Origin of the sequence: Ruegeria sp. HKCCD8929, assembly GCF_013031405.1 — a bacterium.
Classification (GTDB): Bacteria; Pseudomonadota; Alphaproteobacteria; order Rhodobacterales; family Rhodobacteraceae; genus Ruegeria.
In genome coordinates this window covers 1-17,013 of the sequence record NZ_WPZY01000033.1, presented here as the reverse complement: position 1 = coordinate 17,013, position 17,013 = coordinate 1, and the positions used below count along the sequence as shown (strand labels likewise).

The following is a 17,013-nucleotide window of genomic DNA, read 5'->3' as shown; positions in this document are numbered from 1 at the left end:
AAGCCGACCTCAAGCTGAGATGACGCCCCGGCCCGTCACGCCTCGGCACGCAATCGATCGCGGTGCCGGGCCAGCCAATTGGCAATGGTCAAAAGCTGGATGTTCTTGATTTCGTGGCGATCCACCATCTGCATCAGCGTATCGAAGGATATGATGCGGCTGCGGATATCCTCGCCTTCATGCTCGACCCCGCCCGTTTCGGTGGTCTCGGTCAGATCGGCGAGACCGACATAGAGATGCAGGAATTCGGATGACGACCCTGACGAGGAATAGGCGCCGCCGACATATTCGGCGCCGCGCAAGGACACATGCGCCTCTTCCCGCGCTTCGCGATAAGCGGCCTCAAGCGGGGTCTCGCCCGGATCGACCATGCCGGCAACCGCTTCCCACATCCAGGGGGCGGGATCGCCGATCATGTAAACCGGCGGGCGAAACTGCTCGATCAGAACGACGCGGTCGCGAACCGGGTCGTAGGGCAGTACGACCGAGGCCTGCCCGTTCATCAGCGCGCTTCGGTTCAGAACCGGACCCATCGAACCGTCATGCTGCCGGTGGCGAAGTGTCATTTCTTCGTGCCCGAAATACCCGATATAGGCGTATCTGTGGTCCTGCACGATGACATCGCGCTCCACGTCACGCTCGGGATCCTTGGGTCGGCGACTGGCAGCAACCCGCGCCGCCGCGCGCACACGGATGGCACCAAAACTGCGGGCGATCTCGGCCGCCGTCATCCGGCCGTAATGCCCCATGATTTCCCTTGCCGCATGCAGGGTCAGTTCACCCCAGGATCCGGCCCAGTCCGAAAACACCCACTGCTCGCCCGCTTTCCACAAATCCGGCTCCGGAACAAAAACCTGCGCCTCGGCTTTGCTGCCATCGGGAAGCTCCAGCAGGCGGGGCTCCAGATCAAAGTCGAACCCGCCCATGTAGAATTCCAGCCGTGCGATATCGTCAAGCCCAAGGCCCCGCACGAGAACGCCCTCGGCCCGTTCACCGGGTGCATGCACGATCATCGGGAATACCTGATCGCCGACCTCGTGAACTGCGTGATCGGCCAACGTTGCCCGGGTCAGATCGATGTCCGAGGCCGGGCGGCCCAACACCACCTCAAGCAGCGGCGCATGACGCAGCGTGCCGTAGAAAAACAGATCGGACACAGGACACTACTTCCTTTGTCGAAGGCACCTTACCGCCAGCGATGCCAGGCGGACTCGGTCAGCAGCCCCGCTATGACCCCACCGATCAGCAATGTCCAGATTGTATTGGGAAATATCAGAACCGCGCCGTATTCAACCCCGATCTGAAAGATTGCCAGCAACGCTTCGAACGGGCCGTCATAGCGATGACGCATCGCCAACCGGACCATTTCGTAGCAGCCCTGCACGAACAGCGCCCAGAACACCAGTGCCGCCATGCCGGTGAGCCCATTGTTGATGGCCCAGGTGGTGCCCCGGCCCGCGCGTTTGCCGATCACCACCCAGCCGCAGACGATCCCCAAGGCCACGTTGACCCAGGTAAAATATCCGAAATCCGTGCCTTCCGGCATCCTTGGCATCACCTGTCCCGACACGATAAAGGCAAGCAGCGCTAGGCACAGGGCGGCGACGAGACGTGAAGCTGTGGGCATTCAATTGGTTCCGGCGTTAGCTGGGTTTTGCGACTGTGATCTGTGTCACATCGCAGGTGCCGGTGTCAAAGGCCGCGCCACATGCAGTAAGGTAGAAATTCCACATCCGTCGGAATCTTGCATCAAATCCCATTCCCGCGATCTCATCCCATTTCGCGTTGAACGTCTCGTGCCAGCGGCGCAGGGTCAGATCGTAGCTCTTGCCGAACTCCTTCGAGCGGATGAGGTCCAGACCGGCCCGCTCGATCTGCTGCCGCAGGATTCGAGGCGCTGGGAGCATGCCGCCGGGAAAGATGTATTTCTGGATGAAATCGACGCCGTTCTGGTAAATCTCCCAGCGCCGATCGGCAACTGTGATGATCTGCAACGTTGCCCGGGCCCCGGGCTTCAGCCGGTCTCGAACGGTGTCGAAATAGACCGGCCAGTATTTTTCCCCAACCGCCTCAAACATCTCGATCGAGGCAACGCCATCATAGCTGCCGCGTTCATCCCGGTAATCCTGAAGCCGCAGATCGACACGACTCGAAAGTCCAGCCTTTTCAATACGTTGCTGCGCAAACCTCAGCTGCTCTTGGCTGATCGTCAGCCCGGTAACGCGCAACCCGCGTTCCTTAGCTGCGTATTCGGCGAACCCGCCCCAGCCACAGCCGATTTCCAGAATGTGGTCCCCGGGTTTCGCGCCCATCTCATCGACGAGACTGGCGTATTTGGCGGTCTGCGCCTTTTCCAGGCTTTCCTGTCCGGTTTCGAAAATCGCGCTGGAATAGGTCATCGTATCGTCGAGCCAGAGCGCATAGAATTCGTTGCCCAGATCGTAGTGATACGAGATATTCTTTTTCGCCTGCGCCTTGTGATTGCGCTGCAGCCAGAACCGAAATCTCTCATAGGCGCGCGCCAGAAACTGGCCCGGAAAGTCGTCGTAAACCGTCTCACTGCCCAAATGCACGAGGTCCATGAAGGCGCGCAGATCGGGTGTGCTCCATTCTTCTTCGAGATAGGCGTCGGAAAATCCAAGTTCACCTTCTCGAACCAATCGGGCAAAAACGTCAGGATCGTGTATGTCTACGCGGGCCACTGGGCCCGGCGCCTTGCCTTCGGCCCTGAACACCCGGCCATCCGGCAGGCCGATGTCCAGCCGCCCGGCCTCCATCCTGCCAAGCATCTTGAAAACTTGCGCAAAATATCGCGGCAGGTTCGTCTGCCCTTCGGTCTTCGTCAGGATCATCCGCTCTCCCCATTGCGGTGTGATTTACAAGCTAGGGTTAGAACCCGTTTCAGGCAAGTTTTGTGTCCGGCTCCTCAAAAATCCCGGCATTTATAAGCCGATAGGGCAATTTCGCGCCCCTCAGCCAAGCCCACAATCGGGTCACGATAAGGCGTGTTTGGCGACAGGTTCCAGCTCGACGGAATGGCCTGGAAATAGCTTGCCGCTGTGCCTGTCGGATTGGCCTGTCCTTCGGCAATCCAGCGTTCGATGTAACGCCCATCAGGGTCGAACTTGGCCTGTTGCGTCTCGGGGTTGAACACGCGGAAATAGGGCGCGGCATCCGGGCCGGAGCCTGCCACCCACTGCCAGCCCATCGCATTGGCCGCCGGGTCCCAGTCGGTCAGGCAATCGGCGAACCAATTCATCCCGATCTTCCAATGGGTCATAAGGTGCTTGGTCAGATAGCTCGCCACGATCATGCGGACACGGTTGTGCATCCGGCCGGTGACATACATCTGCCGCATCCCGGCATCGACAAAGGGGATGCCAGTGACACCCCGCTGCCAGGCCAGCACATGCGGATGCTCCGGATCGGTGCGCCAGGGAAAGCTGTCCCAGTCCGGCTTCCAGTTTCCCGTCAGCAAATGTGGCGTGTGATACATCAGGTGATAGGCGAACTCGCGCCAGACCAGCTCCTTGAGGAATGTCTCGGCGCCGCCCTGCCCCTCTTCCCGCGCGCGCAGCCCCGCGTGCCAGACCTGCCGCGGCCCGATCTCGCCCAGCGACAGATATTCGGACAGGTTCGATGTCGCATCCAGATCGGGGCGGTCCCGCAGCTCTTTGTAGTTGTGAATGCCCTCGGCCACGAAATGCGCCAGCCGGTCCTGTGCCGCCTGTTCCCCCGCCGAGGCATGGGCCGCAATGATGGCCGCGCCCCGCCGCATCTTGGCCCCCAACGACCAGTCGGAAAGAGCGTCTGACTTGGGCCATCTGGAAGGAGCCCGCAGATGGGTCGGGGCGGGCTGCGGCTCGGGCACCTCACGATCCCGCACTGCGCGCCTCATCGGGGAATAGACGCGGAAATAACCGCCGGTTTTTGTGGACACGGTCCATGGCTCAAACAGAAGATGCCCGGCAAAGGATCGGGCGTCCACGCCTGCCTCCCTGAGCGCAGCCTTGATCTCTGCGTCCCGCTGGATCGCCTGCGGATCATAGGCCCGGGTCCACCAGACGGCGCTGGCTCCGGTCTCGGCGACCAGGGCACGCAGAGCCTCAAGCGCATTGCCACGGCGCAGGATTAGCCGGCTGCCCCGCGCGTGGAGGCTGGCCGAAAACGCCTCAAGCCCCTGCCCCAACCGCCATTTCGGCGCGGCACCCAAACTCTCGGACAGCTCGTCTTGGATAAAGACGGGAAAAATGGGCCGCCCCGTGCGCGCCGCCTCGGACAGGCCAACATGATCCGACAGGCGTAGATCCCGCCGGAACCAGAAAATCATGGGAGCTTCACTCATGCTCACCCGCGCCCCGTTCTTTTTCTCCTCTTACGCGGCGCGAAGGGGACCGGATCACAAAACCCGGTCCAATGCATCCAGCAACTGGTCGATTTCGGCCTCGGACGTGTAATGGGTAAAGCTCAACCGCAGCACACCCCGCGCCGGATCGACGCCCATGGCCTGCAGCGCGCGTACTGCGTAGAAATCACCGCCCCCTGCCATGATGCCATGCTTTGCCAGTTCTGCGGCCACCGGCTCGGCAGCCCCCTCCAACGACAGGGCAACCGTGGGCGCGCGCTTTGCCGCATCCGAAGGTCCGATCAAACGCACGGCATTGCGGTCCTTCACCGCATCCAGCAGCGGTTGCAGCAACTCGACCTCATGCGCGCGCATCAGATCATGCACAAAGGCCCCCCGCGCGACCGCGCCCGAAGCCGGGCCACCGTGATGATCGCAAAGCTGATCGACGTAATCCGCCATACCCGCGCAGGCCGCGATCTGGGCGTGATCCGGTCCCGCGGGCGTGAACCGCTTGTAGAGTACATCCGAGTTGAAGAAATGCGCCTGGTTCGGCAGCAACTCTCCAAGTGCGCGGCGGATCACCATGCAGCCCTGATGCGGGCCATAGGTCTTGTATGAGGAGAACAGGTAGATATCCGGCCCCAACTCGCCGACATTGGGAAAGCCATGCGGTGCGTAGGATACGCCATCGACGCAGACAAAGGCCCCCGCAGCATGGGCGATAGCGGTGATCTCGGTCACCGGGTTGATCTCACCCACCACGTTCGAGCAATGCGGAAAACAGACCAGCCGCACACGCTCGTCCAGCAGATCCTCCAGCGCCTGTGGGTTCAGATGGCCGCTCTCGGGGTCCAGCTTCCATTCCCGTATCTCGATGCCGTCCTCGGCCAGACGGCGCCAGGGGCCGGAATTGGCCTCGTGATCCTGATTGGTCACCACGATCGCCTCACCCGGCTGCATCCACTGCCGGACCGCCTGCGCCAGAACATAGGTGTTCTGCGTGGTCGAGGGGCCAAAGCTCAGTTCATCGGCCTCAACCCCCAAAAGCGCCGCCATGCGCGTGCGCGCCTCGTCCATTTCCGCGCCACCCAAGCGGCTGGCCTCATAAGGCCCATAGGGCTGCACCTTGCGCTGAGTATAAAACCGGGTCAGCCGGTCGATCACCGGCTTGCAGGTATAGGACCCGCCTGCGTTTTCAAAGAACGCCTGTCCATTCAGCGAAGGTTCGGAAAACGCAGGGAACTGCCCGCGTACGAAATCGATATCGAGCGCCATGGCCTCCCTCGGTGCAATTTCGAAATGGATGCCGGTCTTGGGTCGGCGGGTCAAGCCCGCAGCTGATGCCAGAAACTGACATCAGGGCATGTCACCCTCGGGGGTATCTCAACCAAGGAGGTGACAGATGAGTTACGTACCCAAGGATTTTCTGGTCTGGGGAGAGCTTCCCGTCTCGGACCTGGACGCAGCCCTGAAATTCTACGCCACCACCACCGGAGCCGAACTGGAAGTGGATGAAACCGGCCCCAACCCGGTGGTGATGTTCAAACCCGCCGACGCGGCCACCGGCATTGCCCTGCATCTTTATCCGGGCAAACCGGCAGGCGACGGGCGCGGTCCGACGTTGCACCTGGCGTCCGAGGGCGCGCTTGAGGACACCATGACGCGGGTCAGCGATGCCGGGGGTCAGGTGGTTTCGCCCATCATCCAGATCCCGCCGGGGCGGTTTTTCTACGCAACCGATCTGGACGGCAACTCGGTTGGGTTCTTTGAAACCGAAGCCGCCTAAGAACAAGCCGCATGAAAAAGGCCCCGGATGCGCTCCGGGGCCTTTCTATGTCTTTATGCGGCAGGATTACTTCCCGCGCCGCTCGCGCGACAGACCGATGAAGATCGACACGCACATCAGCATCAGCACGATGGCAAAGGGGAAGCCAGTCGCGATCGACGCCGCCTGCAGCGCCCCCAATCCGCCGCCCAGCAGCAGCACGATGGCAATCGCGCCTTCCAGAATGCACCAGAACACGCGCTGCGCGGTGGGTGCATCGGTCTTGCCGCCGGCGGTGATGGTGTCGATCACCAGCGATCCCGAATCCGACGAGGTGACGAAAAACACCACCACCAGGATGATGCCGATAAAGGACAGGATGCCGGTCATCGGGAAGGCCTCGAACATCTTGAACATCTTCAGCTCAAGCGCTGCGTCCGACAGCGCCTGCCCGGTACCGGACATCACCTGATCCAGCGCGGCGCCGCCAAAGACACTCATCCACAGGGCGCCGACCACGGTCGGGATGACCAGCACGCAGATGATGAATTCCCGCACGGTGCGACCGCGCGAAATGCGCGCGATGAACATGCCCACGAACGGCGACCACGAGATCCACCAGGCCCAGTAGAAGGTGGTCCAGCCCTGCACGAAATTGGTGTCCTCGCGGCCCATCCAGTTCATCATCGCCGGTAATTGCGCGGTATAATCCACCAGATTGGTGAAGAACCCCGAGATGATCGCGACGGTCGGGCCGACGATCAGCACCAGGATCAGCAGCGCGGCGGCCAGCACCATGTTGGCCTCGGACAGACGCTTGACGCCCTTGTCCAGACCGGCCACGACCGAGACCAGCGCAAAGATGGTGATCAGCACGATCAGCAGCACTTTCATGCCGTCGGTCACCGGTACACCGAACAGATAGTTCAGACCGGCCAGCGCCTGTGTTGCGCCCAGGCCCAGCGAGGTCGCAAGGCCGAAGATGGTGGCAAACACCGCCAGCACGTCGATGACATGGCCCAGAATGCCCCAGGTCGCCTGCCCGAAGATCGGGTAAAAGACCGAACGCATGGTCAGCGGCAGACCCCGGTTAAAGCTGAAAAACGCCAGCGCCAGAGCGACAACGGCATAGATCGCCCAAGGGTGCAGACCCCAGTGATAGATGGTGGCCGCCATCGCCAGATCACGCGCGGCTTGCGGATCCTCTGCGGCGGCACCCAGCGGCGCCCAGTCTGTGCGCAGCCCGTCTTCGCCCACGGCCACGCCACCCAGCGATGCGCCATAGTGTGAGATCGGCTCGGCCACGCCCCAGAACACCAACCCGATACCCATGCCCGCGGCAAACAGCATCGAGAACCAGCCGGCGTAGCTGTAGTCGGGCCTTGCATCCGCGCCGCCCAGCCGGATCGAGCCATAGGGGGTGACGATCAGCAGCAGCGAGAACAGCACGAAGACATTGCAGGCGATCATGAACACCCAGTCGAAATTGCTGGTCAGCGCAGGGCGCAACCATCCGAAGAATTCGGTCGCCTGCTCGCGGAACACGAGCGAGAAGAACACGAATGCAACGATGGTCAGGCCCGAGACAGCAAAGACCGGATTGTGGACGTCCAGACCCAAGATCTGCACATTGTCCTGACCGACTTCATAGTCGGTCTCCGTTGTGTCGGACATTGTCTCTTCCTCTCCATTATTCGTGGCCTTCTAATCAGGGAAGTGACGGAAATCCGGCGTTATGAAATGGACCCTCTGCGGCCCGAAACCGACGTTTTGGCGGACTATGACGGAAAAGCGACACATAGGCGCATCAGATGCGTCGCTTTTCATCCTTTAAGGGTCGCATGCCTATGCGGCCAATTGTATCCGCCTTGCACTGCCTATCGGGCAAGCATTGCGTTTGCCACCTTCGCCCGTGCTGCTGCCGTGGTGAGCGCGAGCCAACTCAAACAAAGAAACGAGCGCACCGCAGGCGCACACTCAGCAAACCGGGGCATTGCGGCTCCGGCCTGTCACATGGGAAGCAGGTGGACGGCTTTAGTTCTGAACCTTGGTGTAGGTCCCTTCACCCGCCAGAATCCCACGGAACCCACCGGGTTCGTCCAGCGAAAACACGATGATCGGCAGGTTGTTGTCCCGCGCCAGCGCGATGGCCGAGGCGTCCATGACGCCCAGACGTTTGGCCAGCACGTCGTCATAGCTCACCTGATCATAGCGCTTGGCATCCTCGAACTTCACGGGGTCCCTGTCATAGACCCCATCCACCTTGGTGCCCTTGAAGATCGCCTCGCAGCTCATCTCGTTGGCGCGCAGTGTGGCGGCGGTGTCGGTGGTGAAATAGGGGTTGCCGGTCCCGGCGGCAAAGATGCACACCCGTTTCTTCTCAAGGTGGCGCACGGCACGGCGGCGGATATAGGGCTCACAAACCTGATCCATCGGAATGGCCGAGATCACGCGAGTGAACACCCCCAGCCCTTCCAGCGCTGACTGCATCGCCAGCGCATTCATCACCGTCGCCAGCATCCCCATGTAATCCGCCGTCGTCCGCTCCATCCCCTGCGCCGACCCACTGAGCCCGCGAAAGATGTTGCCGCCGCCGATGACCATGCAGATCTCGACACCCAGATCATGCACCGACTTCACCTCTTCGGCGATACGCTGGACGGTGGGCGGATGCAGACCGAATCCCTGATCCCCCATCAGCGCTTCGCCGGAAATCTTCAGCATGACGCGATTATAGGTAGTCTGGGGCTTTTCAAGGGTTTCCACGGGGGAGGATGAGGTCATGTTGCGCTCCGGGCTGGCACAGGGTTATTTTCCGGCGCAAAATGGAGCAAAAGCCCCGCAGGTTCAATGCGGCTTGGCAAGGAATGAGGCACCGGCCCGATGGCATCAGACACTGCGGCGCGATTGCTGGGGGCTCTGCCCCCGATTCCGGCGGATATGCCGGTGCTGATCGCGGGGCCGACGGCATCGGGCAAATCGGCGCTGGCACTGGCCATTGCCGAGCGCCATGGCGGTGTGATCATCAATGCCGATGCCAGTCAGGTCTATGATTGCTGGCGGGTAATCACCGCCCGCCCCTCGGCGCAGGAAGAAGCGCAGGCGCCGCATCAGCTTTACGGTCACGTGCCTTTTGACGCCCCCTATTCCGCCGGACACTGGCTGCGGGAGGTGCTGCCGCTGCTGACCGGGCCGCAGCGCCCGATCATCACCGGCGGCACCGGGCTCTATTTCAAGGCGCTGACCGAGGGGATGGCCGAGATCCCTGCCACCCCGCCCGAAATCCGGACCGAGGCCGATGCCATGACGCATGAAGCACTGCTGGCCGGGCTCGACGCGGCAACTGTCAGCGGGCTTGATCAACAGAATCGCGCCCGCGTGCAGCGCGCGTGGGAGGTGCAGCGTGCCACCGGGCGCCCTCTGAGCCAGTGGCAGGCCGAAACACCGCCACCGGCCCTGCCGCTGAGCGATGCGGTGCCGCTGGTGTTCGACGTGAACAAGGACTGGCTGCTCGAGCGCATCACTCGGCGTTTCGATCAGATGCTTCAACAGGGCGCGCTGGATGAGGTTGCCGCCATGCGCGACCGCTACGACCCCGCCCTGCCCTCGTGCAAGGCCATCGGGGTGCCCGAGCTGATGGCCCATCTGGACGGCACGCTGACACTCGATCAGGCGCGCGAGCGGGCGGACATCGCCACCCGGCAGTTCGCCAAGCGCCAGCGCACCTGGTTCCGGGCCCGGATGCAGGGCTGGCACCCGGTTAAAATGCCACTCTGACACTTCGTTCTCCCGGGTCGCTTGGGCGCGGAAAGTGATTCCCGCCCACCAAGACACCCGTGGACCGCAGTTTTGCGCGCTATCACGCTGCTTTTCCGTGGATTTTTGCCACGATGCTCCAGGAAGCCACATCCGGCCCGAGTCGTTTAATAGCGCTCAAGATGTCGTTTTTGTCTCATTGATGACGAAACCGAACATTGACGTGGCCCGCGATCTGGTGCCGAATACCGACTATGGGGATGCGTACGTTCCAAATGCAGGTCATCGACGATCGAACCGATTCGACGGATCGGTGAGCGATCCTGAAAACCTCCTCCAACAAAATCTACGTCACAGGGAGACTTACATGACAAATCAAACCATGACTGGAAATCCGGTCCACTGGGCAGCCGAGATGCACGCCCAGGAATACCGCGACGGCAAGCTGAGCCGCCGCGAATTCCTGACCCGTGCCACCGGCCTGGGTGTGACGGCAGCGGCCGCCTACGGGATGATCGGCCTGCCCACACCCGCCATGGCCCAAAGCGATGCGGCCAAGCAGGAAGGCGGCACCCTGCGCGTGCAGGCCGCTGTCCGTGCGCTGAAAGATCCGCGTACCTATGATTGGTCGGAAATGGGCAATCAGAGCCGCGGCACGCTGGAATACCTGGTCGAGTACAACTCGGACGGTACTTTCCGCGGCATGCTGCTGGAAGGCTGGGAAATCAACGAAGACGCCACCCAATACACGCTGAACGTCCGTCAGGGCGTGAAGTGGAACAATGGCGACGACTTCACCGCCGATGATGTGGCCCGCAACATCGCCCGCTGGTGCGACAAGAGCTCGGAAACCAACTCGATGGCGGGACGGTTCGCCACGCTGGTGGATGAAGGCACCGGACAGGCCATCGACGGCGCCATCGAGGTGGCCGACGCCAACACCGTAAAGCTGAACCTGCCGAAATCGGATATCTCGCTGATCGCGGGCATGTCGGATTATCCGGCGGCCATTGTGCACAGCTCGTTCAACGAGAACGATCTGACCAACAATGTCGGAACCGGCCCCTATCTGATCGAAGAGCTGGAAGTGGGCGTGAAATGCACACTGGTGCGCAACGAGAACCACAGCTGGTGGGGTGAAGCCGCGTTAGGGCGTCCCGCACTCGACCGGATCGAATATATCGATTACGGCACCGATCCGTCGGCCTGGCTGGCCGCCATCGAGTCGGACGAGGTCGACATGCTGCACGAATCGGTGGGCGAGTTCATCGACGTGCTGGATGGCCTGGGTTATGTGAAGTCCGAAGTGGTCACCATGGGTTCGATCGTGATCCGTCCGAACCAGCTGGCCGAAGTGGACGGCAAGCAGCCCTATGCCGACAAGCGCGTGCGTCAGGCCCTGCAGATGGCCGTGGACAACGCGATCTGCCTTGAGCTGGGCTACGGCGGGCGCGGTGCGGCCGCCGAGAACCACCATGTGGGTCCGATCCATCCGGAATATGCCGAACTGCCGCCGCAAAAGCATGACCCGGCGGGCGCTTTGGCCCTGATGGAAGAGGCCGGCATGGCCGACTACGAGCACGAGCTGCTCTCGATCGACGACGACTGGCGCCGCAACACCACCGATGCGGTGGCCGCGCAGCTGCGCGACGCAGGCATCAAGGTCAAGCGGACCGTGCTGCCGGGCAACACCTTCTGGAACGACTGGGCGAAATACCCCTACAGCTCGACCAACTGGAACCACCGTCCGCTGGGCGTGCAGATCTGGGCGCTGGCCTACAAGTCGGGTGAAGCCTGGAACGAGTTCGGCTGGGCCAATGCCGACTTCGACGCGATCCTCGACGAGGCGCTTGCCATCGCCGATGCTGAAAAGCGCAGCGAAGTTGCCGCAAAAGGCATGGCGCTGATCCAGGAGGAAGGCGTGACCGTTCAGCCCTATTGGCGGTCGCTCTATCGCCACATGAAGGAAGGCCTGGTCGGCACCGACATGCACATCTCGTTCGAGCACCATCACTACAAGTGGGGCTGGGCAGCCTGACCCCACCGCTGATGTAAAAAACCGGGGGCGCCTATAACGGGCGCCCCTCTCCAGCCGCAGACGTCCCGGCGCCACGCCGGATGTTCGAGGCCAGACAATGGTCCAATGATCTGCGGGATACCTGAAAAACAGGGGCCATCATGGGACTATTTCTCCTCCGGCGGGTCGGCGTGATGCTGTTGACGGCATTGTGTCTGACCTTTGTGGTCTTCTTCCTGACCAACCTCTATCCGAACCTCGAAAAACTGGCCAAGACCCAGGGCAACCAGCGGATGAGCGACGCACAGGTCGCCGCCTGGCTGGACAACCGGGGCTATGAACAGCCCATCGTCAAGCAATATGGCCAGTGGCTGGGGATCGTGCCCGGTTTCACCAACACGCTGGATGACGGCCAGTTCGTCGGCACCTGCGTCCGGCCCGGCTCAACCCCCGAGGACACGCCGACATTCTGCGGCCTGTTACAGGGCGAATGGGGTTATTCCACCGTTTTCAAGGACGATGTCGGAGGCATCGTGTGGAAACGTCTGGGCAATACCGGATACCTGATGTTCTGGGTTCTGGTGCTGATGGTCCCGATGGCGCTGATCGTTGGTGTGCTGGCGGGCATGAAGGAAGGCTCGGCCTTGGACCGGTCGCTATCGACCTTCTCGATCATCACCACCGCGACGCCTGAATACGTGTCGGGCGTGATCTTCATCGCGGTCTTCACCTCGTCCACGGTGGGCCTGAAATGGTTCAAGGGCACCGCGACGCAGGCGATGGACAACCCGACCTTTGAGAACTTCTTCCTGCCGGTGCTGACCATCGCGCTGTACGGCATGGGCTACATCGCTCGGATGACCCGCGCCTCGATGACCGAGGTGATGACGGCGCAGTATATCCGCACCGCACGGCTGAAAGGCGTCAGTTTCCCCAACGTCGTGATGAAACACGCGCTGCGCAACGCGCTGATCGCGCCCTTCACCGTCATCATGCTGCAGTTCCCTTGGCTGCTGAACGGCGTGGTGATCGTCGAGACGCTCTTCAACTACAAGGGCTTCGGCTGGGCGCTGGTTCAGGCCGCAGGCAACAACGACATCCAGCTGTTGCTGGCCATTTCGGTGGTGTCGGTCTTCGTGGTGCTGGTGACGCAGCTGATCTCGGATATCGGCTATGTCTACCTCAACCCGCGCATCCGCATTTCGTAAGGGAGGATAGATCATGGAACCTCTTAGCTGGACCGGCTCTATCGCCTTTCTGAACCCCCTGCTGATGATCGCGATCGCGGCGCTGGTGCTGTCGATACTGATCTGGATCGTGGGCAGCATTCTACTGCCCGAGGAACAGGTGAGCGTGAATGCCGATGGCACGGTTGCGGCCAGCGGCGGTATTCGCGGACTGACCCAACAGGCCTTGCGCTTTAGCTTCCTGGCCTGCGTCGGGCTGGCGCTGGCCTATCTGGTGCTGGGTATCCTGATGGGAACCAGCGCAGGCATTATCGGGGCGATGTCGCAGCAATTCCTGCCCGTCTGGGTCGCGCTGATCATCGTGTTTGCCATGTCCATCGCCTTCAAACGGCGGCTTGGTCTGTATGGCAAGCTCTATGACAGCCCGATCGGCATGATCGGCTTTGGCCTTGTCACCTTCTGGGTCTTTACCGGGATATTCGGAGCGCTAGACCTGATCGTCACCCACGACCCGCTGGTGCAGGTCTCGGGGATGAAGAACAAGGTGCCCGGGACACCGCTGCCGAACCTGGAAGAGGGCGAGTATGCTTGGTATCTGCTGGGCGGCGACAACCTTGCCCGCGACGTCTTTAGCCGGATGGTCAAAGGGGCCTGGATCGTGGTGCAGATCGCGCCGCTTGCGACGCTTTTCGCCTTCATGGTCGGTATCACGCTGGGTCTGCCCGCAGGGTATTACGGTGGTCGTCTGGACACGTTCCTGTCCTTCCTCGCTAACCTGATCCTGGCCTTCCCGGTCATCCTGCTGTTCTACCTGCTGGTTACGCCAGAGATCGTTGCCACGGGGGTTCCGAACTATATGGCCGCAGTGCTGTTCGTGTTCCCGATCCTCTTTATCGGCGTCTTGCTGAATTCGCGCTTTTACACGCGCCCGAATTTCCGCACGCCGCTGCTGATCGGGGTTCTGGGAGTTGCGATCTGGTTCTATCTGTCGCTGATTTCGACCGGTGGTTATGTCATCAATACCGACAGCTACCGGATCTGGGGTCTGCCGACCTATCTCGATCTGTTCGATATCCCCGGCGGTATTCTTGTGGTCTTCGTCTCGGTGGTCTTCGTGAACTCGCCCACGGTGTTCCGCATCGTCCGGGGCCTGGCGCTGGACATCAAGACCCGCGACTACGTGGCTGCGGCTCAGACACGCGGCGAGGGTCCGTGGTACATCATGCTGTGGGAAATCCTGCCCAACGCACGCGGGCCGCTGATCGTCGATTTCTGCCTGCGCATCGGCTATACCACCATCCTTCTGGGGACCTTGGGTTTCTTCGGGCTGGGCCTGCCACCGGAAAGCCCGGACTGGGGTTCGACGATCAACGAGGGGCGCAAGCTCTTGTCGATCTACCTGCACCCGGCTCTGCCACCCGCGCTGGCGCTGTTGTCACTGGTTCTGGGTCTGAACCTGCTGGCGGACGGTCTGCGCGAGGAAAGTCTGAAGGACTGATGTGATCGAGGCCGGGGGCGCTGCCCCCGGACCCCCGGAGTATTTTCGAAAAGATGAAGATGGGCCCCGCCCGCCTTTGTCTGGGAGAACCATAAATGAGCAAACTGGCGGATTATGACGGGCCAATTCTCGAGATCGACAAGCTGTCGATTTCATTCTTCACCCGCCTGCGGGAAATTCCGGCCGTGATGGATTTCTCGGTCTCGGTGATGCCGGGCGAGGCCGTGGGCCTCGTGGGCGAATCTGGGTGCGGCAAGTCCACCGTGGCGCTGGGCGTGATGCAGGATCTGGGCAAGAACGGCCGCATCGTCGGCGGCACGATCAAGTTCAAGGGCCGCGACCTGAGCGAGATGAGCACTGATGAGCTGCGCGACATTCGCGGCAACGAGATCGCGATGATCTATCAGGAACCGATGGCCAGCCTGAACCCGGCGATGAAGATCGGCAAGCAGCTGATGGAAGTGCCGATGATCCACGAGGGCGTCTCCAAGGAGGAGGCTTATGCCCGCGCGCTCGAGGTGGTGACCGATGTGCGCCTGCCCGACCCCGAGCGGATGCTGAACAGCTTTCCGCACCAGCTGTCGGGCGGTCAGCAGCAGCGGATCGTGATCGCCATGGCGCTGATGTCGAAACCGGCGCTGCTGATCCTCGATGAACCGACGACGGCGCTCGACGTGACGGTCGAGGCCGCCGTGGTGGAACTGGTCAAGGATCTGGGCAAGAAATACGGCACCTCGATGCTGTTCATCAGCCACAATCTGGGGCTGGTGCTTGAGACCTGCGACCGGCTCTGCGTGATGTATTCCGGCGAGGCGGTCGAGCGCGGCTCGATCCACGACGTGTTCGACGAGATGCAGCACCCTTACACGCAGGCGCTGTTCCGCTCGATCCCGCTGCCGGGGGCCGACAAGAACTCGCGCCCGCTGGTGGCGATTCCGGGCAACTTCCCCCTGCCCCATGAGCGGCCCAACGGGTGCAATTTCGGCCCGCGCTGCGACTATTTCGAAGAAGGCCGCTGTGACGCGCAGGAGATCACGATGGAGGCTGTGCCGGGCAACGACCGCCATCACACCCGCTGCCTCAAGTTCAAGGAGATCGACTGGAACGCGCCGATCACCGTGGGCGAGCAGAAAGAGAAGGGCGAGGTCGGCAATGTCGTCTTGAAGATGGACAACCTCAAGAAATATTATGAGGTGGCGGCCAATGCGCTGTTCGGCGGCGGCGAGAAGAAAGTGGTCAAGGCCAACGAAACGCTCAGCTTTGAGGCGCGCGAATCCGAGACGCTGGCCATTGTGGGCGAGTCCGGTTGCGGCAAGTCCACCTTCGCCAAGGTGCTGATGGGGCTTGAGACGGCGACCGAGGGCCAGATCCTGCTGGACAACCGCAATATCGAACAGGTGCCCATCGAGGAACGCGATGCCAAGACCGTGGGCGAAGTGCAGATGGTGTTCCAGAACCCGTTCGACACGCTGAACCCGTCGATGACCGTGGGACGGCAGATCATCCGGGCGCTGGAGATCTTTGGTATCGGCAATTCCGAGGCCGACCGGCGCCAGCGGATGCTGGAACTGCTCGATCTGGTGAAACTACCCCGCGCCTTTGCCGAGCGGATGCCGCGGCAGCTCTCGGGCGGGCAGAAGCAGCGTGTGGGCATCGCCCGCGCCTTTGCCGGTGACGCCCGGATCGTGGTGGCGGATGAGCCGGTCTCGGCGCTCGACGTCTCGGTGCAGGCCGCGGTGACCGATCTGCTGATGGAGATCCAGCGCGAGCAGAAGACGACGCTCTTGTTCATCTCTCATGACCTTTCCATCGTGCGCTATCTCAGCGACCGGGTGATGGTGATGTATCTGGGCCATGTGGTCGAGCTCGGCTCGACCGATCAGGTGTTCTCACCGCCCTACCATCCCTATACCGAGGCGCTGCTGTCGGCGGTGCCCATCGCCGATACCTCGGTCGAAAAGGAACACATCGTGCTCGAAGGCGATATTCCTTCCGCGATGAACCCGCCGTCGGGCTGCCCGTTCCAGACGCGCTGCCGCTGGAAGTCCGAAGTGGCGGACGGGCGTTGCGAGCGCGAGGTGCCACCGGTCAGAACGCTGGCCGAAGGGCATCAGGTCAAGTGCCATCTGGCCGAAGAAGTGCTGGCCCGCATGGAGCCGGTCATCAAGATCGCGGCGGAATAAATGCAGCCGCAAGACCACGAAGGAACCCGCCCGACGGCGGGTTCTTTCCTTTTGACGGCACAGTTTTTCTCATCACGAAACTATGACCCCAACGTGTGCGGGAAATGCCCTAGAGGCTGGTTTCACACCGCCGCGCCTGCCGGCGATTGGAAAAACAGCTTCCGGAAAGGACATTCATATGCCGCGCATTACCGTATACCTCTTTAGGGTCAGGATTCATAACCAGTAGATGACGGTTGCTGCGAGTGCGATGGCGGAC

Annotated in this window: 13 protein-coding genes; 6 read left to right on the top strand and 7 right to left on the bottom strand. The window is 61.7% G+C overall.

Going from position 1 to position 17,013, the window contains the following annotated elements:
* Positions 1-35: 35 nt before the first annotated feature.
* From GOX53_RS24570 to GOX53_RS24550, 5 genes are all read right to left on the bottom strand, one after another.
* Positions 36-1,157: an NUDIX domain-containing protein gene (locus GOX53_RS24570; RefSeq protein WP_171181115.1), complete on the bottom strand. Its 1,122-nt coding sequence runs from the start codon at positions 1,155-1,157 to the stop codon at positions 36-38.
* Positions 1,158-1,186: 29 nt separating this feature from the next.
* The gene (locus tag GOX53_RS24565) at positions 1,187-1,627 is read right to left on the bottom strand and encodes a TrgA family protein (RefSeq protein WP_171181113.1); all 441 of its coding nucleotides are present in this window, start codon (positions 1,625-1,627) and stop codon (positions 1,187-1,189) included.
* A 16-nt stretch (positions 1,628-1,643) separates the two neighbouring features.
* Positions 1,644-2,852 (bottom strand): cyclopropane-fatty-acyl-phospholipid synthase family protein, encoded by a 1,209-nt coding sequence (locus tag GOX53_RS24560; RefSeq protein ID WP_171181111.1) that lies wholly within the window; start codon positions 2,850-2,852, stop codon positions 1,644-1,646.
* 74 nt (positions 2,853-2,926) lie between these two features.
* Positions 2,927-4,345, bottom strand: a complete 1,419-nt coding sequence (locus tag GOX53_RS24555) for a deoxyribodipyrimidine photo-lyase (protein WP_171181109.1) — start codon at positions 4,343-4,345, stop codon at positions 2,927-2,929.
* Positions 4,346-4,399: 54 nt separating this feature from the next.
* Positions 4,400-5,623: an aminotransferase class V-fold PLP-dependent enzyme gene (locus GOX53_RS24550; RefSeq protein WP_171181143.1), complete on the bottom strand. Its 1,224-nt coding sequence runs from the start codon at positions 5,621-5,623 to the stop codon at positions 4,400-4,402.
* Between the two features lie 127 nt (positions 5,624-5,750).
* Here GOX53_RS24550 and GOX53_RS24545 point away from each other — a divergent pair, with 127 nt between their 5' ends.
* A complete protein-coding gene (locus GOX53_RS24545; RefSeq protein WP_171181108.1) occupies positions 5,751-6,134 on the top strand; it encodes a VOC family protein in 384 nt (127 codons plus the stop codon).
* Between the two features lie 66 nt (positions 6,135-6,200).
* On the opposite strand, the gene GOX53_RS24540 is transcribed toward GOX53_RS24545, so the two are convergent.
* Entirely contained in the window at positions 6,201-7,787 is a 1,587-nt protein-coding gene (locus GOX53_RS24540; RefSeq protein WP_171181107.1) for a BCCT family transporter, read from the bottom strand.
* A gap of 360 nt (positions 7,788-8,147) precedes the next feature.
* The gene (gene pyrH, locus GOX53_RS24535; protein ID WP_171181106.1) at positions 8,148-8,897 is read right to left on the bottom strand and encodes a UMP kinase; all 750 of its coding nucleotides are present in this window, start codon (positions 8,895-8,897) and stop codon (positions 8,148-8,150) included.
* A gap of 99 nt (positions 8,898-8,996) precedes the next feature.
* On the opposite strand from pyrH, the gene miaA reads away from it, so the two are divergent.
* The 5 genes from miaA to GOX53_RS24510 all read left to right on the top strand — a co-directional run bounded on the left by miaA (position 8,997) and on the right by GOX53_RS24510 (position 16,754).
* Positions 8,997-9,890: a tRNA (adenosine(37)-N6)-dimethylallyltransferase MiaA gene (gene miaA, locus GOX53_RS24530; RefSeq protein WP_171181105.1), complete on the top strand. Its 894-nt coding sequence runs from the start codon at positions 8,997-8,999 to the stop codon at positions 9,888-9,890.
* A gap of 346 nt (positions 9,891-10,236) precedes the next feature.
* Positions 10,237-11,907, top strand: coding sequence for an ABC transporter substrate-binding protein (locus GOX53_RS24525; protein ID WP_171181104.1), 1,671 nt, complete (start codon positions 10,237-10,239; stop codon positions 11,905-11,907).
* A 140-nt stretch (positions 11,908-12,047) separates the two neighbouring features.
* Positions 12,048-13,094 carry an ABC transporter permease gene (locus tag GOX53_RS24520; protein ID WP_171181103.1) on the top strand — a complete coding sequence of 349 codons (1,047 nt, stop codon included), beginning with the start codon at positions 12,048-12,050 and terminating at the stop codon, positions 13,092-13,094.
* A gap of 13 nt (positions 13,095-13,107) precedes the next feature.
* A complete protein-coding gene (locus GOX53_RS24515; protein ID WP_171181102.1) occupies positions 13,108-14,571 on the top strand; it encodes an ABC transporter permease in 1,464 nt (487 codons plus the stop codon).
* Positions 14,572-14,666: 95 nt separating this feature from the next.
* Positions 14,667-16,754 (top strand): ABC transporter ATP-binding protein, encoded by a 2,088-nt coding sequence (locus tag GOX53_RS24510; protein WP_171181101.1) that lies wholly within the window; start codon positions 14,667-14,669, stop codon positions 16,752-16,754.
* The last annotated feature ends 259 nt before the right edge of the window (positions 16,755-17,013 follow it).